Raw genomic sequence first — 21,531 nt, 5'->3', positions numbered from 1 at the left:
CCGCGAAGTGTCCTCGGCCACCGAGCAGGTCAACGAGGTGGCCTTGCGGGTGATCAGCGCCTCCAACTCGTCGATGAGCAACTCCGACGAGCAATCCAACCGCACCAACAGCGTCGCTGCGGCCATCAACGAGCTCGGCGCCGCCGCTCAGGAGATTGCCGGTAACGCCGCCCAGGCCTCGCAACACGCCAGCTCCGCGCGCTTGCTCGCCGAAGAAGGCCAGCAGGTCGTGGATCGCAACATCGAGGCGATGAATCGTCTGTCGGACCTGATCGTTACCTCCAGCGCCCATATCGAGACGCTCAACAGCAAGACGGTCAACATCGGCCAGATTCTGGAAGTGATCACCAGCATTTCGCAACAGACCAACCTGCTGGCGTTGAACGCCGCGATCGAAGCGGCGCGTGCTGGCGAGGCCGGTCGTGGTTTCGCGGTGGTCGCCGATGAGGTCCGTAACCTGGCCCACCGCACCCAGGAATCGGCGCAACAGGTACAGACCATGATCGAGGAGCTGCAAGTCGGCGCGCGGGAATCGGTCGAGACCATGGGCCAGAGCCAGCGTCACAGCCAGGACAGCATGCAGATCGCCAACCAGGCCGGCGAGCGCTTGGAAAGCGTCACCGTGCGCATTGGCGAAATCGACGGCATGAACCAGTCGGTGGCGACGGCGACCGAGGAGCAGACGGCGGTGGTCGAGTCGATCAACATGGACATCAGCGAGATCAACATGCTCAACCAGGAGGGCGTGGAGAACTTGCAGGCTACCCTGCGGGCATGTTCGGACCTGGAGCAGCAGGCGGGTCGACTGAAGCAGTTGGTGGGCAGTTTCCGTATCTAAATTGAGCTACCGCGTCGCCCGTTTCGCGGGCAAGCCCGCTCCTACAGGGACCGTACCGGCTTCACGGCCTGCGCAGTCTATATAGGAAGCGAGCCTGCCCGCGAAACGGGCGACTCTGTTTCCAGCACCTCCCTCCAAACCTCGATCGAACAAACTATTCTTCTGAGAGGTCAACCTTTAGGCGCGTCATCGCCGGCTGCTTCAGCCGGATGACAGACCCGAAGACGATCCCGGAGGGATGCTGATCGTGCACATTGCTGACATCACCATGTTCTACGCCCCGGCCAGCGGCGGCGTACGTACCTATCTTGATGCCAAACACCGCCGCCTCGATGCCATGCCTGGCGTACGCCACAGCCTGTTGATCCCCGGCGCCAGCGCCAGCCATACCGATGGCGTGTACCAAGTCCCCGCCCCGCCCCTGCCGTTTGGCAAAGGCTACCGCTTTCCGGTCCGCCTGGCGCCCTGGTGCAACGTACTGCGCGAACTGCAACCCGACTTGATTGAAGTGGGCGACCCCTATCTGACCGCTTGGGCGGCACTGGAAGCGCGGCGCAAGCTTGAAGTGCCGGTGATCGGCTTCTACCACTCCGACCTGCCGCTGCTGGTCGGCAACCGCATGGGCAACTGGTTCACGCCCAATGTCGAAGCCTACGTCAGCAAGCTCTACGGCAACTTCGACCGGGTCCTGGCGCCAAGCCAGGTAATGGCCGACAAATTGCGCAGGCTCGGCGTCAAGGAGGTGCACGTACAGCGCCTGGGCGTCGACCTCACGACCTTCAACCCCGAGCATCGCGACAGTCGCCTGCGCGCTGAACTAGGCATCGCCGACACCACCCGGCTGTTGGTGTTCGCCGGGCGCGGTTCGCGCGAGAAGAACCTGCCGGTCCTGCTCGACTGCATGCGCCAGCTGGGCCGCCACTATCACCTGCTGCTGGTGGGCTCAGGGATGCCGGCCAACGTGCCGGACAACGTCAGTGTGATCAATCAGTTCTGCGCCCCACAGGAAGTCGCCCGGCTGATCGCCAGCGCCGACCTGCTGGTGCACGCCGGCGACCAGGAAACCTTCGGTCTGGTCATCCTTGAGGCCATGGCCAGCGCCACCCCAGTGGTGGCAGTGCGTGCCGGCGCGTTTAGCGAGATCGTCAACGAGCAATGTGGCCGCCTCTGCGCGCCGAACGACAGCCTGGCAATGGCGGCGACCGTACGCGAAGTCTTCGAAGACGGCGTGCGCAAACTGGGCCTGCAGGCGCGCCGGCATGTCGAACAGCATTATTCCTGGGACAACGTGGTCAACGGCCTGCTGCAGCACTACCAGGCGGTTCTCGGCCACCAGCCACAGGTCCGCGCCCATGCCTGAACCGGCCAATCCTAGCCCACGCAGCCTGATGCTGGTGCTGCACGATGTTGCCCCCGAGACCTGGCCCGACTACCAGCCCTTCGTCGAGGCCGTCGACCAACTGGGCGATGTGCCCATGACGTGGCTGGTGGTCCCGGACTTTCATCGTCGCAACCCCCTGAGCCGTTCACCCAGCTTCTGCCAACTGCTCGAACGACGCTTGCGCCAAGGTGACGAGCTGGCCCTGCATGGCTATTACCATGCCGATGACGGCCCGCCGCCACGCAGCAGCCGCGACTATTTCATGCGCCGGATCTACACCCATGAAGGCGAGTTCTACGGGCTCGATCAAGCCCAGGCGATGCGACGCCTGCAAGCTGGGCTTGAGCTGTTCAATAACCAGGGCTGGCCGGTGGCAGGCTTCGTTGCCCCGGCCTGGTTGATGAGCGAAGGCACGCGCCAGGCGCTGCGCCAGTTGCCGTTGCGCTATACCAGCACACCACAGCACCTGTACCGCTTGCCTGAGTTCACCGCGATCGAAGCCCCTGGATTGGTCTGGAGCGCCCGCAGCGCCTGGCGCCGAGGCCTGTCACGAGTGGTTTGCGACTGGCAGCGGCGACGTTGGCATGAAGCGTCGACCGTGCGCCTGGGCCTGCATCCTGTCGACATGCGCCACCCCAGCTCTCGAAACTATTGGCTAAACGCACTGCAAACGCTGATGGCGCAAGGTCGCCAACCCTTGACCAAGTCGGCCTGGCTCGAACGCCAGATCGCAGCATGAATCGCCTCGGCTGGTTGGCCCTGGCGCTGCTGTTCGCCGTGCTGGTGCCAGCCCTGCTGGGGGGCAGCGAGTTGCTGCCAAGACTGAAAACCTTCGCCCCTGAACTGATGCTGACGCTGCTGGGGATGATCCTGCTGTGCTGGATTATCAATGCCCTGCGCCTGCGCCTGCTACTCGGCCAGCAAGGCGCTCAATTAGGCCGGGTGCGCAGCCTTGGGGTAATCATGGCCACCGAGTTCGCCATCTGCACCACCCCCGCAGGCAGCGGCGGCCCCTTGACCTTGATGGCCCTGCTGGCACGTGAACGGATCGGCCCAGCGCGCAGTGGCGCGGTGTTCGCCATGGATCAGTTGAACGATTTGCTGTTCTTCTTCTGCGCCATGCTGGCCATCGCCGGTTATGCGCTGTTCCACAGCCTGGGACACAGTCAAGAAAGCATGCTGCTGGGCAGCGCGCTGATGCTGTGTATCGCCTTAGGGTGTGTGGTGGGCCTGCTGCGCTATCGGCGCGCCGTCATGCGCTTCAATGGCCGGCTTTTGCGGCGACTGGGCATGGCCGTGCATCGACGCCGGCGCTGGGCGCGCAAGGTGCTGCATTTCGTGCATGCCCTGGCCGAAACCTGGCGGCTACCCAAACGGACCTTGGCGCTGGTGTTCAGCCTGACCTGTGTGCATTGGAGCCTGCGCTACAGCGTGCTGTACCTGGTATTGCGCGGATTGGGCGTGGAGCTGTCGTGGATACCGAGCTTCCTGGTGCAGATGCTCTCGCTCAGCGCCGGCCAGTTCAGCCTGCTGCCAGGTGGCGCAGGTGCCGCCGAGCTGACCTCGGCGAGCCTGTTGACGCCGTTGGTGGGCAGCTCGACCGCGGCCGCCGCGATCCTGATCTGGCGCGCGGTTACCTACTACTTTTATCTGCTGGCGGGCGGCCCGGTGTTCGTTTGCCTGCTGGCGCGTCCGCTGCTGGAGCGCTGGCGGCGCCATCAGGCGGGTTGAGCTGGCGCCACAGGGCGGCGGCGCCGGGGAATTCGGTGCCATCCTCGGCGCTTAGCGCCTCGGGGTCGAAGCGGGCCAGGCAACCTTCGCCCAAGGTGGGTGGCGCCTTGGCGCCGGCCTTGTCGCGTGGATCAGCCATCGGCCCGCCCTCTTCCTTAATCGAATACCACGGTCTTGTTGCCATGCACCAGGACGCGGTCTTCCAGGTGATAACGCAGGCCGCGCGCCAACACCATCTTCTCGACGTCACGCCCGAAGCGGACCATGTCTTCGATGCTGTCGGCATGGTTAACGCGAACCACGTCCTGCTCGATGATCGGGCCGGCATCCAGCTCTTCGGTAACGTAGTGGCAAGTCGCGCCGATCAGCTTGACGCCACGCAGTGCCGCCTGGTGATAAGGCTTTGCGCCGACGAAGGACGGCAGGAAGCTGTGGTGGATGTTGATCACCCGCTCAGCAAACTGCTCGCACAACTGCGGCGGCAGGATTTGCATGTAACGCGCCAGCACCACCACATCGGCGCCATGCTCTTCGACCAGGCGCGACACTTCGGCGAACGCCGGCTGTTTATCCTTTGGATCGACTGGAACGTGGAAGAACGGAATACCGTGCCACTCGACCATGCTGCGCAGGTCATTGTGGTTGGAAATCACGCAGGGGATATCGCAATCCAACTCATCGGTGTGCCAGCGGTGCAACAGGTCCGCCAGGCAGTGCGACTCGCGGCTGGCCATCAGCACCACGCGTTTTTTCTGCGCAGAGTCAGTCACTCGCCAGATCATCGAAAACTCTTCGGCGATTGGCGCAAAGGCTTCACGGAACGCCTCGATGCCGAATGGCAGCGACTCGGCACGGATCTCATGACGCATGAAGAACCAACCGCTCTGCTCGTCTGAGTGGTGGCTGGCTTCGTTGATCCAGCCATTGTACAAGGCCAGGAAATTACTGACTTTCGCCACGATGCCGACACGGTCGGGGCAGGCAATCACCAGTCGATAGGTGCGCATGAGGGAGACTCCAAGAACTTCGCAAAGGCGCATATTCTAACGAGCTGCCAGGAAAAACGCAGTAATCATCGGCGCCTGCCCGGGCCGGGCCAACCCTCCGGCTGCCGCCGCGACAATTAGAGCTTAAGCACATCGGTTCTGATGAGACCGGCAAATCATATGTAAATTTTTCTTAACCAAAGAATCTTGTTATTGCCGAGCCGATTACAGTTTATTACCTGATTAATTGTTTACTTGCGAGTATCGCCTGTCTATTATTGGCCCACACTGTCTCTCTGAACATGCATTAAGGAACACGCCATGTCCCTGATCAACGAATACCGCGCTACCGAAGAAGCCATCAAAGAACTGCAAGCGCGCCTGGCCAACCTGTCGCAAGATGACAAGCTGAAAAAAGAGCTGGAATTCGAAGGCAAGCTGCGCACCCTGATGGGCGAATACTCCAAGTCGCTGCGTGACGTAATTGCCCTGCTCGACCCAGAAGCCAAACTGAGCAAAGCCCCACGTGGCGCCGCCAAGACCACCAGCACCAAGCGTGCGCGTAAGGTCAAGCAATACAAAAACCCGCACAATGGTGAAGTGATCGAAACCAAAGGCGGCAACCACAAAACCCTGAAAGAGTGGAAAGCCAAATGGGGTGGCGATGTGGTTGAAAGCTGGGCGACCCTGCTGGACTAATATGTCCGCGACCTGCTTTGCAAAAAACGCCGGCTGATGCCGGCGTTTTTATTTGCTCGATCACATTACAGCTGCAACTGCGTCTTCAAGTGTTGGACATGCACCTGCCAGGCCTCCAGCACACGGCGCCCCGCCTCGTCGGCCGTGGCCCAACTGCTCTGGCAAGCCTGCTCGAAGTCACCCAGGGTGATCGGCGCGCCCCAGCGCGGATCGCTCAACCGTTGCTGGCAAAATAGCAGCCAGCGTTGCTGCTCCTGCTCATTCAATGTTTCAAAGAAGTTTCGCGCGCGGTAGCGGAACAACAACTCAGGTAGCCGCGGGTCATCGAACAACCACTGCGAACGACCCAGTTGCGCTGGGTCGACCACCCGCACCTGTTCGCACAGGCGCCGATCGCGATCACCGATAAAGCCGTCATACAACTGTTGTTCGGGATCTTCGCACGGCGGGAATTCTTCCCCGCTGTAAATGTGTTCGAGCTTATCGTGCCAACTGCTCTGTTGACTGGCCAAGGCGTCACCACGCGATTGCAACATTGCCAGGTCGATACCCAGCCGCGCTTGATCGACCGGTCGCAACACCTTCAATGGCGCCAGTACTGGGCAGCGATTGATATGCACCAACTTCAGTGGTACCGGTAATTGCCCTGCGCTTAGATCATCGCGCCGGGTGTATAACCGCTCACGTAATGTTTCGGCGCTTTCCCGTATTAAAGGTAAGGTTTCCAAGTGCAGGTCGCACACAATCAGTGCATTGCGGTTGCGCGGGTGCCAGGCCAATGGCAAGACCACACCAATATAATTGCGCTCGGCGGAAAAGCGCCCCGAGATATGCACCAACGGCTGCAACAGGCGAATGTGCTCCATGACTTTGTGCTTGCTGCGCAACGCAAACAGCCAGTCATACAGCTTGGGCTGTTTGTCACGGATCAGTCGCGCCAACGCAATGGTTGCCCGCACGTCGGAAAGCGCCTCGTGCGCATGGCCGTGATCGATGCCATTGGCCTTGCTGAGCAATTCCAGGCGCAAGCTGGTGCGACCGTCCTGCTGCGGCCAGACAATCCCTTCAGGGCGCAGGGCATAGGCGGTGCGCACGATGTCGATCAGATCCCAGCGGCTGTTGCCGCCCTGCCATTCACGGGCATAGGGGTCGAAAAAGTTGCGGTAGAGGCTATAGCGGGTGACCTCGTCATCGAAACGCAAGGTGTTGTAGCCCGCGCCGCAGGTGCCCGGGCGCACCAGCTGCTCATGCACGCGGGTCATGAACTCCGCTTCGCACAGCCCTTTGCTGGCCAGTTCCGCCGGGGTGATACCGGTGACCAGGCACGCCGCCGGGTGCGGCAGGATATCGTCCGAGGGGCGGCAATAGAGGTTGACCGGCGCGTCGATTTCGTTGAGTTCAAAATCAGTGCGCACACCCGCCATCTGCAACGGGCGGTCGCAGCGCGGATTGATTCCGGTGGTTTCGTAGTCGTGCCAGAAGATGCTGGAGGTCACGGGGTCTTCCTGTAGCTAGGTCGACCGTGAGTCTAGCGGCCGACGCCGCTAAATCGAATCCCCAATCCTGGCACGATGTGTCCACAGGCCTCAGGCCGAGGCGTTGGCAGGGCGAAAACTGAAGAAGTCACGAAGAGAATGCACGAAGTCGTCGTACTCGCGCGGCGCCTGCAACAGCATGAAGCCCGAGTCGTAATGCCCTGGCGTCTGGTCTTCGCGGCACCACAGGCAACTGGCGGTGAGATTGATGAACTGATGCCCACCGCCCGCCAACGGTACCCGCAGCTGCAATTCGAAGTCCGGCCCGACCAAGACCGGTAAAGAGCTGATCAACATCAGTCCGTCTTCCGAGGCATTGCCCAGGTAGCCGATCTCTTGATCGGTAAAGCGGTTGTACACCTTGAGCACACAGGGCAGCTGGTGACGTTGGATGTGGCGCTGAATGAACATGATCGCAATAGTTGTCCGTACCCGGGCCAGGAATACGAGGTACTGGCGGTTGCTGTTACATCTAAGAGACAGATTAGCCCAGCACGCAGTGCAAATCTCGTGAAATCAAGGACACATTGGTGTTAACGCCAAGGGCTAGTCCTGACCGGGTTGGCCACCGCCGCCTCGCCAATGCGGTAATGCCCCAGCTTTTCAAGGGTCTGCAAGCGTGCACGGGCACGGTAGGCGTACTCGTTTTGTGGGTAACGCTGGATCAGGTATTCATAGGTCTGGGCAGCATCGACGTAGAGCTTTTGCCGCTCAAGGCACTGGCCCCGCAGCAGCGATACTTCCGGGTGGATGAACGGCCGGGCGCGACTGGTGCGATCGACCTGGGACAGCTCCAGCATGACCCGCTGGCAGTCGCCGCGATCATAGGCACGGTAGGCATTGTTCAGATGATGGTCCATCGACCACCGGGTGCAGCCGACGACACTGGCCGCGACAGCTAAAACGATCAGGGCTCGCATGGGGAATCTCCTTTGCTAGGCAGTGTATCGGCCAGATACGGCAAATCTTCACAGGCATTTGCAAGGATACCCCCACCGTTCAAATGCCACCCGTGCAGGATGCAAGGTAGTGCAACGGAACAATGACTACAGCGCAATTGAGGAGTAGCCTTTCGCTGCGCTTCACTATAGGAGTCTGTGCATGACCATCCGCCGTACCAAAATCGTCGCCACCCTTGGCCCCGCCAGCAACTCGCCGGAAGTGATCGAGCAATTGATCCTGGCCGGCCTGGATGTGGCACGCCTGAACTTCTCCCACGGCACTCCGGACGAGCACAAGGCCCGCGCTCGCCTGATCCGCGAGATCGCTGCCAAGAATGGTCGCCATGTCGCACTGCTGGGCGACCTGCAGGGTCCGAAGATCCGCATCGCCAAGTTCAGCAACAAGCGCATTGAACTGAAGATCGGTGACACCTTCACCTTCTCCACCGTCCACCCGCTGACCGAAGGCAACCAGGACATCGTCGGTATCGACTATCCCGACCTGGTCAAGGACTGCGGCGTCGGTGACGAACTGCTGCTCGATGACGGCCGCGTGGTCATGCGCGTCGAGACCGCCACTGCCGATGCCCTGCACTGCGTGGTGATCGTCGGTGGCCCGCTGTCGGACCACAAAGGCATCAACCGCAAAGGTGGCGGCCTGACCGCACCGGCCCTGACCGAAAAAGACAAGGCCGACATCAAGCTGGCCGCAGAAATGGACCTGGACTACCTGGCCGTGTCCTTCCCGCGCGATGCCAAGGACATGGAATACGCCCGCAAGCTGCGTGACGAAGCTGGCGGCAGCGCCTGGCTGGTAGCCAAGATCGAGCGCGCCGAAGCCGTAGCCGACGACGAGACCCTCGACGCCCTGATCGCCGCCTCCGACGCCGTCATGGTCGCCCGGGGTGACCTGGGTGTGGAAATCGGCGACGCCGAACTGATCGGTATCCAGAAGAAGATCATCCAGCACGCCCGCCGCAACAACAAAGCAGTGATCGTCGCGACCCAGATGATGGAGTCGATGATCCAGAACCCGATGCCGACCCGCGCAGAAGTGTCCGACGTGGCCAACGCCGTGCTCGACAACACCGACGCGGTCATGCTCTCGGCCGAAAGCGCCGCCGGTGCTTACCCGATCGAAGCGGTCCAGGCCATGGCGCGGATCTGCCAGGGTGCCGAGAAGCACCCGACCAACCAGAAATCCAGCCACCGCCTGCACACCACCTTCGAGCGCTGCGACGAAAGCATCGCGCTGGCCGCGATGTACACCGCCAACCACTTCCCCGGCGTCAAGGCGATCATCGCCCTCACCGAAAGTGGCTACACCCCGCTGATCATGTCGCGCCTGCGTTCGCACGTACCGATCTTCGCCCTGTCGCCGCACCGCGCTACCCAAGCGCGCGCGTCGATGTTCCGCGGCGTCTACCCGATCGCGTTCGACCCGGCTTCGCTGCCGGCCGACAAGGTCAGCCAAGCGGCGGTCGATGAGCTGCTCAAGCGCGGTCTGGTCGAGCAAGGTGACTGGGTCATCCTGACCAAAGGCGACAGCTACCACACCATTGGTGGCACAAACGGCATGAAGATCCTGCATGTCGGTGATCCGCTGGTCGGTTGATAGCCTTCGAAGGGGCCGCTGTGCGGCCCTTTCGCGGGACCAGCCCGCTCCCACAGGCCCACTGAACTCAAGGGCTGCAGGTTTTCTGTGGGAGCGGGCTTACCCCGCGAAGAGGCCAGCATGAACACCGCAAAAAATCAGGCATGCTCGACAAACACATCGGCAAACACCTGATTCCTCGGCACCCCCGCAATAAACAGCCGCCGCGCAAACCGCTCCACACTCCCCGGCGAGCCGCACACCAGCGCCACGGTCTGCCGTGACGACGGCCGCAATGCCGTCAGTGCTTCATCCAGCTGCTGCGCCAGCACCCGCTCGACAGCCACCCCTTCAATAGCCTCCAGCGTCTCGGCCAGGTAATGCCCTGCGTGGTCACGCGCCACATGCATCACCCTGATTTCACCCCGATGCCCCTGCCGCAAAGCCTCCCGCAGGATGCCCCACAATGGCGCAAGCCCTGTACCCGCCGCCAGCAACCAGAGCGGTCGCGCCTGCCAATCGGGGTCGTAGTGCAGCGCCCCGCCTCTGAGCTCGCCCAGGCGCAACACATTACCCACTTGCAGCCCACGGGCCTTGTCGCAAAAAGCCCCTGGCCGCTGGCAGTCGATATGAAACTCGAGAAAATCATCTTCACCCGGCAGGCTTGCCAGCGAATAAGGCCGCGCGACCGATCCGTTCCACAGCACCACATGCTGGCCGGCCTGGTAACGCAGCACCCGCTCGGGCCGCAGGCGCAAGCGCAACACATCACCTAACCAGTCCATCGCGCAGACCTGCGCGGGAATACCATCCTGCAGCGGGTCGAACACCGCCACGCGCAAGTCGCCTACTACCCGGCACTGGCAGGCCAGGCGCCAACCCTGTGCATGTTTTTCCAGTGCCAGGGCTTCGGGCAAGGCATCCGCCGGTTGCCCCTCCAGGCAATGTACCAGGCAAGCGTGACAACTGCCGGCGCGGCAGCTGTAGGGCACATTCAACCCCGCCTCGTTCAAGGCATCGAGCAGGTTGCTGCCAGAAGGCACCGTCCAGCGGCGCTCGCCGACACTGAGTTCAGCCATGGTCATCATTTCTCCGGGTCTACAGCGCCACTCTAAGGCAAGCGGGCAGCGCCAGCAAAAAGGGTGCCCGTCGCTTGCCGACCATGGTCCAGACCACCCGCAGGTGTTTCGCCCACCGATGCACGCTATACTGCCGCGCCTTTTTTGCGTCGGCCTGACCTGCCGACGCCTTGCCAGGCGTTTCGACGCGCAGGTGTGCAGCGTCGGAAAGCCTTTACGAATGTTCCCGTCTTTAAGAGGAGCGCGCTGCATGACCGTGATCAAGCAAGACGACCTGATTCAGAGCGTTGCCGACGCCCTGCAATTCATCTCGTACTACCACCCCGTCGACTTCATCCAGGCGATGCACGAGGCCTACCTGCGTGAAGAGTCGCCTGCTGCGCGCGATTCGATCGCCCAGATCCTGATCAACTCGCGCATGTGCGCCACAGGCCACCGCCCGATCTGCCAGGACACCGGTATCGTTACCGTGTTCGTGCGCGTCGGCATGGACGTGCGTTGGGACGGCGCCACCCTGAGCGTCGACGACATGATCAACGAAGGTGTGCGTCGCGCCTACAACCTGCCTGAAAACGTCCTGCGCGCCTCGATCCTGGCCGACCCGGCCGGTGCTCGCAAGAACACCAAGGACAACACCCCGGCCGTCATCCACTACTCGATCGTTCCTGGCGACAAGGTCGAAGTCGATGTCGCAGCCAAGGGCGGCGGCTCGGAAAACAAGTCGAAAATGGCCATGCTCAACCCATCCGACTCGATCGTCGACTGGGTCCTGAAGACCGTGCCGACCATGGGCGCTGGCTGGTGCCCGCCTGGGATGCTCGGCATCGGCATCGGCGGCACCGCCGAGAAAGCCGCGGTCATGGCCAAGGAAGTGTTGATGGAATCCATCGACATCCATGAGCTCAAGGCCCGTGGCCCGCAGAACCGCATCGAAGAGATCCGCCTGGAGCTGTTCGACAAGGTCAACCAACTGGGCATCGGCGCCCAGGGCCTGGGCGGCCTGACCACCGTGCTCGACGTCAAGATCATGGACTACCCAACCCACGCCGCCTCGTTGCCGGTGTGCATGATCCCTAACTGCGCCGCCACCCGTCACGCTCACTTCGTGCTCGACGGTTCTGGCCCCGCCGAGCTGGAAGCGCCGTCGCTGGACGCCTACCCGGAAATCGTCTGGGAAGCCGGTCCAAGCGCCCGCCGGGTCAACCTGGACAACATCACCCCAGAAGAAGTCGCCAGCTGGAAGCCGGGCGAGACCATCCTGCTCAACGGCAAGATGCTCACTGGCCGCGATGCGGCGCACAAGCGCATGGTCGAAATGCTCAACCGTGGCGAAGAGCTGCCGGTCGATCTGAAAGGCCGTTTCATCTACTACGTCGGCCCAGTCGATCCGGTCGGTGACGAAGTGGTTGGCCCAGCCGGCCCGACCACCGCAACGCGGATGGACAAGTTCACTCGCCAGATCCTTGAGCAAACTGGCCTGCTGGGCATGATCGGCAAGTCCGAGCGCGGCCCGACCGCGATCGAAGCGATCAAGGACAACAAGGCCGTGTACCTGATGGCCGTTGGCGGCGCTGCCTACCTGGTAGCTCAAGCGATCCGTAAATCGCAGGTGCTGGCCTTTGCCGAACTGGGCATGGAAGCGATCTACGAGTTCGAGGTCAAGGACATGCCGGTCACCGTCGCGGTGGACAGCAACGGTGAGTCGGTGCACATCACCGGTCCCGCACTGTGGCAGAGCAAGATCGCTGAAAGCCTGGCGGTAGAAGTTAAGTAACTCCACTTCGCTGGGTATAGAAGAACCGCCCTACATGGGCGGTTTTTTTGATCGCGATCTGCCGGCCAGTCAGGAAATCCTGGTCCCGAGCACCTTGAGAAACGCCGCCAACCAAGCAGGATGTGCCGGCCAGGCGGGCGCCGTAACCAGATTGCCCTCGACATGGGCCTGATCCACCGCGATATCGATGAACGTGCCGCCAGCCAACTTTACCTCAGGCGCGCAGGCAGGATAGGCACTGCACTCCCGGCCCTCCAGCACACCGGCAGCAGCTAGAAGCTGGGCACCGTGACAGACCGCTGCAATCGGTTTGTTGGCCTGATCGAACGCCTTGACCAAAGCCAGCACCTGTTCATTCAGCCGCAGGTACTCAGGCGCACGCCCACCGGGGATCACCAAGGCATCGTAGCTTTCTGCTCGCACCTGAACGAAATCAAAGTTCAGGGCAAAGTTGTGCCCGGGTTTTTCGCTGTAGGTCTGCTCACCTTCAAAGTCATGGATCGCCGTGCGTACGGTCTGCCCGGCGATTTTTTCCGGGCAGACTGCGTGCACGGTATGGCCGACCATGGTCAGGGCCTGGAACGGCACCATTACCTCGTAATCCTCGACGTAGTCGCCCACCAGCATGAGAATTTTCTTTGCCGTCATTGCAAGCACCTCTCTGTTTGGGGTGTCTGTGCCGGCCTCATTGCGGGGCAAGCCCGCTCCCACAGGCCCGCGAAGAGGCTGGTGCAGACACATTAAATAAGCCAGCAGGAACGCCAACGATAGCTGGTAAAACCGCGCTCAGCTGCGCCGATCGAGCAACAACACCACCAACCGATCCAGCCATCCCCACACCCGTTGCTTGACCCGGCGCCAGAGCGGGCGCGCATTCCAGTGATCCAGGTCGACCTCCTGGCTCAGGAGGAAATCCCGCTCGAAGCTGGCCGACACCGCCGCCGTCAAGGGCGGGTCGAGCGCCTCGACATTGGCCTCCAGATTGAAGCGCAGGTTCCAATGGTCAAAGTTGCACGAGCCGACGCTGACCCAATCGTCGATCAGCACCATCTTCAGGTGCAAAAAGCACGGCTGATACTCAAAGATGCGCACCCCTGAGCGGAGCAAGCGCGGATAGTAGCGATGACCGGCATAGCGCACCGACGGGTGATCGGTGCGCGGGCCGGTCAGCAGCAGACGCACATCGATCCCGCGTGACGCCGCCCGGCGCAGGGAGCGGCGCACGCTCCAGGTCGGCAGGAAATACGGCGTCGCCAGCCAGATCCGGCGCTGGCCGCTGTTCAGCGCACGTACCAGCGAATGGAGGATGTCGCGGTGCTGGCGGGCATCGGCGTAGGCCACCCGGCCCATGCCCTGACCCTGCGCCGGCACTTTCGGCAAGCGCGGCAGACCGAAGCCCTCAGGCGGGCGCCAGGCCGTGCGGCGGTTGTTGGCGTGCCATTGGCGATCGAACAACAGTTGCCAGTCACTGACGATCGGCCCCTGCATCTGCACCATCACTTCGTGCCATTCGCTGGCATCGGCGTCCGGGGTCCAGAACTCATCGGTGACCCCGGTCCCGCCCACCACCGCCCAGCGCTCATCGACCAGCAGTAGCTTGCGGTGGTCGCGATAAAGATTGCGAAAACCGCGACGCCAGTTCAGCCGGTTGTACCAGCGCAGCAGCACCCCAGCGCTGAGCAAGCGCTCGCGCAGTGCCGAGGTAAACGCCAATGAGCCATAGTCATCGAACAGGCAGCGCACCCGCACGCCTCGCCGTGCTGCCTGCTCCAGCGCGTCGACTACCGCCTCGGCACAGGCACCGGCCTCAACCAGGTACAACTCCAGGTCAACCTGGTGCTGGGCGCGCACGATCGCCGTGACCATGCGCGGAAAAAACGCGGGGCCGTCGATCAGCAGTTCGAACTGGTTGCCATCGCGCCAGGGAAAGACCGGCCCCGGCATGTCAGCGGGCGGTGAAGATCAGCACCGCATTGACCGGCACCGACGGGTTGATCGAGTTGAGCTTGGCAAATTTGCGCAGGCTCTCAAGGCCCGGCAACAGACCATAATCACTGGCGCGCAGGATCAGCGGTTCGAGGGTGACCACCTGGAAACGCCGCTCATCCAGACGGGTGGCCAGCAGCAGGGCGTTGTAGCTGTGCGACTGGCCGTGCAGGGTGACGGTGACCGGCAAGCGCAACTCGATCTGCGCACCGTCAGCCAGGTCGTTGATCGGGCGTAGATCGATCTGCGCCTTGACCGTGGCCTCGGGGAAGCGCTCGAACTCGAACAAGCCATCGCGCATACGCTCGTCGCGCAGTGGAATGCCGCTGCTCACCGAATCCATCTCGATGCTCAGCCCTGCCGTGCCCTTGCGGTCGACCTTGCCATGCAGCACCAGGAAGCGATGCACCTCGATGGTGTCGCCATTCTTGCCTGTGACAAATGACAAGCGCGACGACTCGCCGTCGAGGTGCCAGTTGGCGTGAGCGGGCAGGCACAAAGCCAGCAGCAGGGCAGGCAGGAGGCGGGCAAACTTGAACATGGAAAATCCTGTGAAACAAAGCGTTCAACCTTACTCGCCCGCCTTCACGGCAGCAAGCGGCAGCCCTCACGCGGGCCCTGCCAAGCGGCTTGATTGCTGCGGCCAAGGCCCTCGGCGATAACCAAACGGGTGGCGCTGTCCTCTTGCAGGCGAGTGAGCGGCAGGTACTGCTGCACATAAACTCGACAGTAGTGCTCGTCCAAGCCCATGACGAAGCGGCATGAGCAGTACTCCTTGGCCGAGTAGGCTGAGAGAATCCCCGGGAAGTCCGCTAGCGCTTGCCGCTCATGCCAGGCCCACGCCAGCAGCAGGGCAACTAACAGCCACAGCACGCGCCTCATCTACCCTCCCCAGCCACCGCCGCCAGGACCCGCTTGAGCAACGCGTTGTGGCTGTAGCTGCGATCGCGATCATCGCCATAGCGCACCACCACCAGTTTCTGGCTCGGCAGTACATACAGCGCCTGCCCCCAGTGGCCGAGCGCGGCGTACACATCTTGCGGGGCGTCCGGCCAGGGTGGCGGATGGCCCGGCACTGGTCGGTTGAGCCACCAGTGGCCGCCGGGGTTGGCCTCACCCTCGATAGCTTGCGCATGAGCAAACAGTGCTCGATTGAAGGCGACCCAATCGACGGGTAGCAATTGCCGATCTTGCCACCGACCTTCCCGGAGCATCAGCAAACCGATGCGTCCCAGGTCGCGGGCGCTCAGGTACAGATAGGAGGAGCCGACAAAGGTCCCGGCGCGATCGCGTTCCCACACGGCACTGTCGATGCCCAGCGGGATGAACAGCGCTTGCCAGGGATAACTGGCGTACTGCTGCGGGTCGAGCATCCCGCGCAAGGCAGCGACCAGCAGGTTGCTGTCGCCGCTGGAATAGCGACTGCGTTGGCCTGGCGCCTGGTCAGCAGCCATTGCCGCCGTGTAGGCCGCCATATCCTGGCGACCGCGGGTATAGAGCATGGCCACCACCGAAGATTTCAGCGGGGCGTATTCGTAATCCTCCTGCCAGGCCAGGCCGCTTGCCCAGTGTAAAAGATCGACCAGGCGCAGCTCAGGGTGCTTGGCCAAAGGTGGGTAGAAGCGCGCTGCCTGATCTTCTAGCCGGAACCGCTGTTGGCCATAAGCTACGCCGAGCAGCGTGGCCAGCACGCTTTTGCTCACCGACCAAGTCAAGTGCGAGGTATTGGCTGCAGTCGGCGCGTAGTAGCGCTCATACAGGATGCGGCCATCACGAATGATCAGCAGTGCATCGCTACGCACGCCACTGCGCTCGGTCTCGTTGCGTTCGGGGAAGGCATAGTCGTCGACGGGCCGCCAGTCGATGGCAGTAGGTTGGCTTTGCCAGTCAGGTACAGGCCAGTCCTGCGCTGGCGCCGCACAGGCCAGCAGCGACAGCAGCCACAGCCCACCGCGAAACACGCGCATGCCCCGCCCTCTCATCTACGATCAGGCGAGCCTGGCAGCGTTTCATGACAGTCCGATGGCGGCCCAGGCCTTGGCCAAGCGCTTATCCCGTGCGGCAGTGGCCAGGGCCAGCACGCCCTGGTCGCGCTGCCACAACTGCGCCCACTGCTCAGGCCCTGCGGCCAAGGCTTGGTCGAGCTCGCCACGCAAGGCGTTGAATTGGGCGAACAGGCCGCCTAGCAACAGATGGCAGCCCACACTGTCGGCGCACTGCCGGCTACCTTCAGCGCAGCCGCCGAGCAGGCCCAGCAGACGTAGCTGCAACGCCTGGGGCCAGGCACTTTCCTGGCCGACGCCGTACAACCAGGCCACCAGGGCGGCCAGTACATACAGATCTTCCAGAGAACGAAACGGCTTGACGTAGGCGTCCCAGCCATCGCCTGCCAGCAGCTCGCAGGCGGCGTGCTGCAAGGTCAGGCGAGCATGGCCGACTTCGGGCATCAGCGGCAGGGTCGGCAACGCCTCCAGGGTTACCCCCGGCTCACCTGGGTAAACCACCGCCAGCTTCAACTGAGCAGACTCGCCCGCAGCTTCGCAACGCGCCGCCACCAGCAGCCATTCAGCTTCGAGCCCGGCGGTGACGAAGTCCTTGCGCCCGGTCACACGCAAGCCCTCCAGGCGGCTGTGCATATCTGCCGGACGCACGCTGCGCCGCTCGGTGGCGCACAACGCGCCGAGCGCGGCCGGGGCGCTGGGCCAGAGCACGCGCAAGGCCGCCTGATAGCCGATCAGGAACGCCAGCCCCGGGGTGGCCATGGCCCGCCCGCCGAGCACCGCCAATTCGAACGGCGCAACGGTGCCCAGGCGTTCGAGCTGGGCGGCATAGGTTTGCCCAAGGCTGGCGGCCAGGGGTTGGCGTAGTGGGTCGTTAAGTCGTTGCAACCAGGCCATCAGACGCTCCTTAAAAGGCTGTCACGCAAGCATCACCAAAGATTAACCGAGGTGACACCAGGCGTACCTAGGCTGACTTTGCACAACAAAGCCGACCGGCCGCAACCCTTAATGGCTGGCTTATGGAGACTCGTAATGACTCGGATCGCTCGCTCTGGCGACAACAGCACTGAACGCCGTCTGCAAGCCGAACGCCTGGTCGGCGCTGCGGCCCTGCAGGAAGCACAGGCCCTGCGTTTCAAGGTGTTCAGCGCCGAATTCAAGGCCAAGCTCAAAGGCGCCGAACAGGGCCTGGACATGGATGACTACGATATCCACTGCCGCCACATTGGCGTACGCGACCTGATTACGGGCGAATTGGTCGCCACCACCCGCCTGCTCGACCACCAGGCCGCCAGCAGCCTGGGTCGCTTCTACAGCGAAGAAGAATTCAGCCTGCATGGCCTGCTGCAGCTGCAAGGCCCGATTCTCGAACTGGGCCGCACCTGCGTCGCCGCCGAGTACCGCAACGGCGGCACCATTGCGGTACTCTGGGGCGAGCTGGCCGAAGTCCTCAACGAAGGCCATTACAGCTACCTGATGGGCTGCGCCAGCATTCCCATGCAGGACGGCGGCGTGCAGGCCCACGCCATCATGCAGCGCCTGCGTGAGCGCTACCTGTGCACCGAACACTTGCGCGCCGAGCCGAAGAAGCCGCTGCCAAGCCTGGCCCTGCCGAACAATGTCATCGCCGAGATGCCGCCATTGCTCAAGGCCTACATGCGCCTGGGCGCGAAGATCTGCGGCGAGCCCTGCTGGGACGAAGACTTCCAAGTCGCCGACGTGTTCATCCTGCTCAAGCGCGACGATCTCTGCCCGCGCTACGCCCGCCACTTCAAGGCAGCGGTCTGATGCTGCGGCTGCGGGTGATCGCCCGCCTGGCCCGGTTGCTGATGGTGCTGTTGCTCGGCGCTGGCATGGCTAGCGTGGCGGCTGTACGCGAACGCCTGGGGCTGGAGATGTCGATCGAGCGACGCCAGCGCTGGAGCCAGTTTTTCATGCAACGGCTGGTCGCCGCCCTGCCCTTTGAGGTGCAGGTGATCGGCGAGTTACCGCAACGCCCCATGTTGTGGATCGGCAACCACGTGTCCTGGACTGACATTCCGCTGCTGGGCATGCTCACCCCGCTGTCATTTCTGTCCAAGGCCGAGGTGCGTCACTGGCCATTGGCGGGCTGGCTGGCAGAGAAAGCCGGGACGTTGTTCATTCGCCGCGGCGGTGGTGATGGCCAATGCCTGCGTGAGCAGATCAGCGCGCAATTGGCTCAGCAGCGGCCTTTACTGATTTTCCCTGAAGGCACCACCACCGATGGGCGCAGCTTGCGCACCTTCCATGGCCGCCTGCTGGCGGGTGCGATTGACCAGGGGACGCCGGTGCAGCCGGTGGCGATTCAGTACTTGCGTGAAGGTGAGGTCGACTCGATCGCGCCGTTCATTGGCGATGATGACCTGCTGTCGCACTTGATGCGTTTGTTTGCTCAGCCGCGTGGGCAGGTGCAGATTCACCTGTTGCCACCGATCGACAGCCTGGAAAAAGAACGTGCGGTCCTGGCCTTACAGGCGCAGCAGGCCATTCATATAGCACTGTTCGGTGCTGAAGAAATCGAGATGGCGCCTCGTCGACAGGCACGTGCGGCCTGATGGTCTGTTGAAATCAGTACCGGCCTCTTCGCGGCGGTTCGGCGCCCCGACAAGCCCGCTCCCACAGGGTCCTGCGGCGAACCCAGGAGCATCGCCGTACCTGTGGGCTCCAACAAGGACCGCTCTGAACCCGAGGGCAACGCCGTACCTGTGGGAGCGGGCTTGCCCGCGAAGAGGGGGGTCTGCTGACACATCATCAACGGCCAGCCGCAAATGCCTGCAACTGCGGATAAAACTCACGAAAGTCCGCCAGTAACGGCTCATACAACTCGTCCAATTCGCCCATCACTCCCGCCATCCCCTCAGGCCGCGACAAGCGCCGGGCGATGCCCTTGAACACCTGCTCCAGCGTCGCGAAATCCCCATACGCCCCCAGCCAATCATCCGCCGCCATCAACGGCGCAATCTGCGCCAAGCGCCCCGGCAGCTCAGGCTCGGCCAGCAACACCTGATAGAACCCGTGGGTGAACTGCGCCAATGGCTGCTCGGCATAGTCCTGCCAATGCCGCGCCAGGCAATGATCGAAAAACACATCCAGGACGATCCCGGCGTAACGCCGCCGCTCACGCGGAAAACGCGCCAGTGACGCCAGCACCAGCGGGTGGCTGTCGGTAAAACTGTCGATCTGCCGGTGCAGCCGAATCGCCGCCTCAAGCATGGGTGGAAAGCGCCCTTGCAAGCCGCCTTTGACGAAATCGCCATACAGGCTGCCGAGCAATTGCTGCGGCTGCTGGCCGCCCAGGTGCAAGTGTGCGAGGTAGTTCATGGCGCCCAGTCTAGCACTGGCCGCAGGCATATCGTTATAACGCGATATAGCGATTGGCGCTGTGCTCAGAACCTCTTCATATTTGTATATCGCGAAATACCGATTTATATTTCGCCCCATCGCGATATACCGCTACACATCCCGAGCCCCTCTTATGCCTCTCGATCTCGACGAAATAATAAAAGCCCTGTCCCACCCGGTACGGCGAGACATCCTTAGCTGGCTGAAAGACCCGGCGGCGCAATTCCCCGACCAGCACCACAGCACCGAACACGGTGTCTGTGCCGGGCAGATCGACCAACGCTGCGGCCTGTCGCAGTCGACCGTCTCTGCGCACCTGGCGACGTTGCAGCGTGCCGGCCTGATCAGCAGCCAGAAGATCGGTCAGTGGCACTTCTTCAAACGCAACGAGGACACCATCCAGGCGTTTCTCAAGCAAATGAGCCAAGAGCTCTGAAAAGGACCTTGCAATGCCGCTTCCCCTCTTGATCCTGGCGCTCAGCGCCTTCGCCATCGGCACCACCGAATTCGTCATCATGGGCCTGCTGCCCGAGGTGGCGCTGGATTTGGGTGTGTCGATCCCTGGTGCCGGCTGGCTGGTGACCGGCTACGCCCTGGGCGTGGCCATCGGCGCGCCGTTCATGGCCCTGGCCACCGCCCGCCTGCCGCGTAAAGCCGCACTGGTGACGCTGATGGGCGTGTTCATCGTCGGCAACCTGCTGTGTGCAGTGGCCAGCGACTACAACCTGCTGATGTTCGCCCGTGTGGTCACCGCGCTGTGTCACGGTGCGTTCTTCGGTATCGGCTCGGTGGTCGCCGCCAGCCTGGTGCCAGCCAATCGCCGCGCCTCGGCCGTGGCGTTGATGTTCACCGGCCTGACCTTGGCCAACGTGCTTGGTGTGCCGCTGGGCACGGCGCTGGGGCAGGTGGCGGGTTGGCGTTCGACCTTCTGGGCAGTCACCGGTATCGGCGTGATCGCGCTGATCGGCCTGGTGCGCTTCCTACCGCTGCAACGTCAGCAAGAAGCGGTGGACATGCGCGCTGAGCTTGCCGCCCTCAAGGGTATCGGCATCTGGCTGTCGCTGAGCATGACCGTGCTGTTCGCCGCCTCGATGTTCGCCCTGTTCACCTATGTCGCGCCGCTGCTCGGTGATGTCACCGGCGTCTCGCCACGCGGGGTGACCTGGACCCTGCTGCTGATCGGCCTGGGCCTGACCCTGGGCAACATCCTCGGTGGCAAGCTGGCTGACCGCCGCCTAGGCGCCACCCTGGTCGGCGTGTTCGCCGCCATGGCCGTGGTGTCCACCGCGCTGAGCTGGACCAGCAGCGCCCTGGTGCCGGCCGAGATCACCCTGTTCCTCTGGGCTACTGCCGCGTTTGCCGCAGTGCCGGCCTTGCAGGTCAACGTGGTCAGCTACGGCAAGGCCGCACCGAATCTGGTCTCGACCCTGAATATCGGCGCGTTCAACCTGGGCAATGCCTTGGGCGCCTGGGTCGGTGGCAGCGTCATCGCCCATGGCCTGGGCCTGACCCGCGTGCCGCTGGCCGCAGCGGCCCTGGCGCTGCTGGCGTTGATCGTCACCCTGATCGCTTTCAGCCAGCGCGGTGGCGACGCCGAACTGGCCACTGCTTCCCATTGATCCTT

The 21,531-nt window shown here is 62.7% G+C and carries 24 protein-coding genes; 11 read left to right on the top strand and 13 right to left on the bottom strand.

The genetic code is table 11. The annotated features are described in order from the left end of the window. Positions 1-73: 73 nt before the first annotated feature. The 4 genes from OIU19_RS20425 (at position 74) to OIU19_RS20410 (ending at position 3,950) form a co-directional block, all read left to right on the top strand. The gene (locus tag OIU19_RS20425) at positions 74-838 is read left to right on the top strand and encodes a methyl-accepting chemotaxis protein (protein WP_372353340.1); all 765 of its coding nucleotides are present in this window, start codon (positions 74-76) and stop codon (positions 836-838) included. A 238-nt stretch (positions 839-1,076) separates the two neighbouring features. Then, positions 1,077-2,198 (top strand): glycosyltransferase family 1 protein, encoded by a 1,122-nt coding sequence (locus OIU19_RS20420; protein WP_264236546.1) that lies wholly within the window; start codon positions 1,077-1,079, stop codon positions 2,196-2,198. Further along, a complete protein-coding gene (locus OIU19_RS20415; RefSeq protein ID WP_264236545.1) occupies positions 2,191-2,958 on the top strand; it encodes a DUF2334 domain-containing protein in 768 nt (255 codons plus the stop codon). The genes OIU19_RS20420 and OIU19_RS20415 overlap by 8 nt, the downstream gene beginning before the upstream one ends. Next, positions 2,955-3,950: a lysylphosphatidylglycerol synthase transmembrane domain-containing protein gene (locus OIU19_RS20410; protein ID WP_264236544.1), complete on the top strand. Its 996-nt coding sequence runs from the start codon at positions 2,955-2,957 to the stop codon at positions 3,948-3,950. The genes OIU19_RS20415 and OIU19_RS20410 overlap by 4 nt, the downstream gene beginning before the upstream one ends. Here the strand turns inward: OIU19_RS20410 and OIU19_RS20405 are convergent. Together OIU19_RS20405 and purU are read right to left on the bottom strand one after the other, a co-directional pair. Beyond that, entirely contained in the window at positions 3,853-4,089 is a 237-nt protein-coding gene (locus OIU19_RS20405; RefSeq protein ID WP_372353339.1) for a hypothetical protein, read from the bottom strand. The two genes, OIU19_RS20410 and OIU19_RS20405, sit on opposite strands and share 98 nt — an antisense overlap. A 16-nt stretch (positions 4,090-4,105) precedes the next feature. Next, positions 4,106-4,957, bottom strand: coding sequence for a formyltetrahydrofolate deformylase (gene purU / locus OIU19_RS20400; protein ID WP_186553931.1), 852 nt, complete (start codon positions 4,955-4,957; stop codon positions 4,106-4,108). 300 nt (positions 4,958-5,257) lie between these two features. Between purU and mvaT the strand changes: the two genes are divergently transcribed. Next, complete coding sequence (gene mvaT / locus OIU19_RS20395) at positions 5,258-5,635, top strand: histone-like nucleoid-structuring protein MvaT (RefSeq protein WP_186553930.1); 378 nt, start codon at positions 5,258-5,260, stop codon at positions 5,633-5,635. 65 nt (positions 5,636-5,700) lie between these two features. Here mvaT and sbcB read toward each other — a convergent pair whose 3' ends face one another. The 3 genes from sbcB to OIU19_RS20380 form a co-directional block, all read right to left on the bottom strand. After that, positions 5,701-7,131, bottom strand: a complete 1,431-nt coding sequence (sbcB, locus tag OIU19_RS20390) for an exodeoxyribonuclease I (protein WP_264236543.1) — start codon at positions 7,129-7,131, stop codon at positions 5,701-5,703. 90 nt (positions 7,132-7,221) lie between these two features. Further along, positions 7,222-7,581 carry a PilZ domain-containing protein gene (locus tag OIU19_RS20385; protein WP_264236541.1) on the bottom strand — a complete coding sequence of 120 codons (360 nt, stop codon included), beginning with the start codon at positions 7,579-7,581 and terminating at the stop codon, positions 7,222-7,224. Between the two features lie 122 nt (positions 7,582-7,703). Then, positions 7,704-8,090 (bottom strand): tetratricopeptide repeat protein, encoded by a 387-nt coding sequence (locus OIU19_RS20380; protein ID WP_264236540.1) that lies wholly within the window; start codon positions 8,088-8,090, stop codon positions 7,704-7,706. Between the two features lie 181 nt (positions 8,091-8,271). Here OIU19_RS20380 and pyk point away from each other — a divergent pair, with 181 nt between their 5' ends. After that, positions 8,272-9,726 carry a pyruvate kinase gene (gene pyk / locus OIU19_RS20375; protein WP_186553926.1) on the top strand — a complete coding sequence of 485 codons (1,455 nt, stop codon included), beginning with the start codon at positions 8,272-8,274 and terminating at the stop codon, positions 9,724-9,726. 137 nt (positions 9,727-9,863) lie between these two features. Here the strand turns inward: pyk and OIU19_RS20370 are convergent, their stop codons facing one another. After that, positions 9,864-10,784: an iron-sulfur-binding ferredoxin reductase gene (locus tag OIU19_RS20370; protein WP_264236539.1), complete on the bottom strand. Its 921-nt coding sequence runs from the start codon at positions 10,782-10,784 to the stop codon at positions 9,864-9,866. A 250-nt stretch (positions 10,785-11,034) separates the two neighbouring features. Between OIU19_RS20370 and OIU19_RS20365 the strand changes: the two genes are divergently transcribed. After that, positions 11,035-12,558 carry a fumarate hydratase gene (locus tag OIU19_RS20365; protein ID WP_264236538.1) on the top strand — a complete coding sequence of 508 codons (1,524 nt, stop codon included), beginning with the start codon at positions 11,035-11,037 and terminating at the stop codon, positions 12,556-12,558. Between the two features lie 69 nt (positions 12,559-12,627). Here the strand turns inward: OIU19_RS20365 and OIU19_RS20360 are convergent, their stop codons facing one another. From OIU19_RS20360 to OIU19_RS20335, 6 genes are all read right to left on the bottom strand, one after another. Next, positions 12,628-13,206 carry a DJ-1/PfpI family protein gene (locus OIU19_RS20360; RefSeq protein WP_264236537.1) on the bottom strand — a complete coding sequence of 193 codons (579 nt, stop codon included), beginning with the start codon at positions 13,204-13,206 and terminating at the stop codon, positions 12,628-12,630. Positions 13,207-13,344: 138 nt separating this feature from the next. Continuing rightward, positions 13,345-14,502: a phosphatidylserine/phosphatidylglycerophosphate/cardiolipin synthase family protein gene (locus OIU19_RS20355; RefSeq protein WP_264236536.1), complete on the bottom strand. Its 1,158-nt coding sequence runs from the start codon at positions 14,500-14,502 to the stop codon at positions 13,345-13,347. Between the two features lies 1 nt (position 14,503). Further along, positions 14,504-15,085 (bottom strand): YceI family protein, encoded by a 582-nt coding sequence (locus tag OIU19_RS20350; protein WP_264236535.1) that lies wholly within the window; start codon positions 15,083-15,085, stop codon positions 14,504-14,506. A gap of 44 nt (positions 15,086-15,129) precedes the next feature. Next, complete coding sequence (locus OIU19_RS20345) at positions 15,130-15,426, bottom strand: amidase (RefSeq protein ID WP_264236533.1); 297 nt, start codon at positions 15,424-15,426, stop codon at positions 15,130-15,132. Then, positions 15,423-16,511, bottom strand: a complete 1,089-nt coding sequence (locus OIU19_RS20340; protein ID WP_264236532.1) for a serine hydrolase — start codon at positions 16,509-16,511, stop codon at positions 15,423-15,425. Before OIU19_RS20340 ends, OIU19_RS20345 begins: the two co-directional genes overlap by 4 nt. A gap of 42 nt (positions 16,512-16,553) precedes the next feature. Then, on the bottom strand, positions 16,554-17,441 hold the full coding sequence (locus OIU19_RS20335) for an acyl-CoA dehydrogenase family protein (protein ID WP_264236531.1): 888 nt from the start codon (positions 17,439-17,441) through the stop codon (positions 16,554-16,556). Between the two features lie 135 nt (positions 17,442-17,576). Between OIU19_RS20335 and olsB the strand changes: the two genes are divergently transcribed. Together olsB and OIU19_RS20325 are read left to right on the top strand one after the other, a co-directional pair. Further along, entirely contained in the window at positions 17,577-18,332 is a 756-nt protein-coding gene (gene olsB / locus OIU19_RS20330) for an L-ornithine N(alpha)-acyltransferase (protein ID WP_264236530.1), read from the top strand. After that, positions 18,332-19,120, top strand: coding sequence for a lysophospholipid acyltransferase family protein (locus tag OIU19_RS20325; RefSeq protein WP_264236529.1), 789 nt, complete (start codon positions 18,332-18,334; stop codon positions 19,118-19,120). The genes olsB and OIU19_RS20325 overlap by 1 nt, the downstream gene beginning before the upstream one ends. 196 nt (positions 19,121-19,316) lie before the next feature. Here OIU19_RS20325 and OIU19_RS20320 read toward each other — a convergent pair whose 3' ends face one another. Next, the gene (locus OIU19_RS20320) at positions 19,317-19,886 is read right to left on the bottom strand and encodes an ACP phosphodiesterase (RefSeq protein WP_264236528.1); all 570 of its coding nucleotides are present in this window, start codon (positions 19,884-19,886) and stop codon (positions 19,317-19,319) included. Positions 19,887-20,040: 154 nt separating this feature from the next. Between OIU19_RS20320 and OIU19_RS20315 the strand changes: the two genes are divergently transcribed. Both OIU19_RS20315 and OIU19_RS20310 read left to right on the top strand, forming a co-directional pair. Further along, positions 20,041-20,343 (top strand): helix-turn-helix transcriptional regulator, encoded by a 303-nt coding sequence (locus OIU19_RS20315; protein WP_264236527.1) that lies wholly within the window; start codon positions 20,041-20,043, stop codon positions 20,341-20,343. Between the two features lie 13 nt (positions 20,344-20,356). Beyond that, positions 20,357-21,526, top strand: a complete 1,170-nt coding sequence (locus OIU19_RS20310) for an MFS transporter (protein WP_264236526.1) — start codon at positions 20,357-20,359, stop codon at positions 21,524-21,526. Positions 21,527-21,531 lie beyond the last annotated feature (5 nt).

The sequence above is a fragment of the Pseudomonas sp. BT-42-2 genome (genome assembly GCF_025847435.2).
Taxonomy (GTDB): domain Bacteria; phylum Pseudomonadota; class Gammaproteobacteria; order Pseudomonadales; family Pseudomonadaceae; genus Aquipseudomonas; species Aquipseudomonas urmiensis.
This window is presented reverse-complemented; position numbering and strand designations above follow the sequence as displayed.

Excerpts from the sequence above, each read along its gene's own strand:
- OIU19_RS20310 (WP_264236526.1), top strand. The coding sequence starts at position 20,357 with ATGCCGCTTCCCCTCTTGATCCTGGCGCTCAGCGCCTTCGCCATCGGC.
- OIU19_RS20370 (WP_264236539.1), bottom strand. The coding sequence starts at position 10,784 with ATGGCTGAACTCAGTGTCGGCGAGCGCCGCTGGACGGTGCCTTCTGGC.
- OIU19_RS20360 (WP_264236537.1), bottom strand. The coding sequence starts at position 13,206 with ATGACGGCAAAGAAAATTCTCATGCTGGTGGGCGACTACGTCGAGGAT.
- OIU19_RS20345 (WP_264236533.1), bottom strand. The coding sequence starts at position 15,426 with ATGAGGCGCGTGCTGTGGCTGTTAGTTGCCCTGCTGCTGGCGTGGGCC.
- purU (WP_186553931.1), bottom strand. The coding sequence starts at position 4,957 with ATGCGCACCTATCGACTGGTGATTGCCTGCCCCGACCGTGTCGGCATC.
- OIU19_RS20410 (WP_264236544.1), top strand. The coding sequence starts at position 2,955 with ATGAATCGCCTCGGCTGGTTGGCCCTGGCGCTGCTGTTCGCCGTGCTG.
- OIU19_RS20425 (WP_372353340.1), top strand. The coding sequence starts at position 74 with ATGAGCAACTCCGACGAGCAATCCAACCGCACCAACAGCGTCGCTGCG.
- OIU19_RS20380 (WP_264236540.1), bottom strand. The coding sequence starts at position 8,090 with ATGCGAGCCCTGATCGTTTTAGCTGTCGCGGCCAGTGTCGTCGGCTGC.
- OIU19_RS20420 (WP_264236546.1), top strand. The coding sequence starts at position 1,077 with ATGCTGATCGTGCACATTGCTGACATCACCATGTTCTACGCCCCGGCC.
- OIU19_RS20355 (WP_264236536.1), bottom strand. The coding sequence starts at position 14,502 with ATGCCGGGGCCGGTCTTTCCCTGGCGCGATGGCAACCAGTTCGAACTG.
- OIU19_RS20335 (WP_264236531.1), bottom strand. The coding sequence starts at position 17,441 with ATGGCCTGGTTGCAACGACTTAACGACCCACTACGCCAACCCCTGGCC.
- olsB (WP_264236530.1), top strand. The coding sequence starts at position 17,577 with ATGACTCGGATCGCTCGCTCTGGCGACAACAGCACTGAACGCCGTCTG.
- pyk (WP_186553926.1), top strand. The coding sequence starts at position 8,272 with ATGACCATCCGCCGTACCAAAATCGTCGCCACCCTTGGCCCCGCCAGC.
- OIU19_RS20325 (WP_264236529.1), top strand. The coding sequence starts at position 18,332 with ATGCTGCGGCTGCGGGTGATCGCCCGCCTGGCCCGGTTGCTGATGGTG.
- mvaT (WP_186553930.1), top strand. The coding sequence starts at position 5,258 with ATGTCCCTGATCAACGAATACCGCGCTACCGAAGAAGCCATCAAAGAA.
- OIU19_RS20320 (WP_264236528.1), bottom strand. The coding sequence starts at position 19,886 with ATGAACTACCTCGCACACTTGCACCTGGGCGGCCAGCAGCCGCAGCAA.
- OIU19_RS20405 (WP_372353339.1), bottom strand. The coding sequence starts at position 4,089 with ATGGCTGATCCACGCGACAAGGCCGGCGCCAAGGCGCCACCCACCTTG.
- OIU19_RS20385 (WP_264236541.1), bottom strand. The coding sequence starts at position 7,581 with ATGTTCATTCAGCGCCACATCCAACGTCACCAGCTGCCCTGTGTGCTC.
- OIU19_RS20365 (WP_264236538.1), top strand. The coding sequence starts at position 11,035 with ATGACCGTGATCAAGCAAGACGACCTGATTCAGAGCGTTGCCGACGCC.
- OIU19_RS20350 (WP_264236535.1), bottom strand. The coding sequence starts at position 15,085 with ATGTTCAAGTTTGCCCGCCTCCTGCCTGCCCTGCTGCTGGCTTTGTGC.
- OIU19_RS20315 (WP_264236527.1), top strand. The coding sequence starts at position 20,041 with ATGCCTCTCGATCTCGACGAAATAATAAAAGCCCTGTCCCACCCGGTA.
- OIU19_RS20340 (WP_264236532.1), bottom strand. The coding sequence starts at position 16,511 with ATGCGCGTGTTTCGCGGTGGGCTGTGGCTGCTGTCGCTGCTGGCCTGT.
- OIU19_RS20415 (WP_264236545.1), top strand. The coding sequence starts at position 2,191 with ATGCCTGAACCGGCCAATCCTAGCCCACGCAGCCTGATGCTGGTGCTG.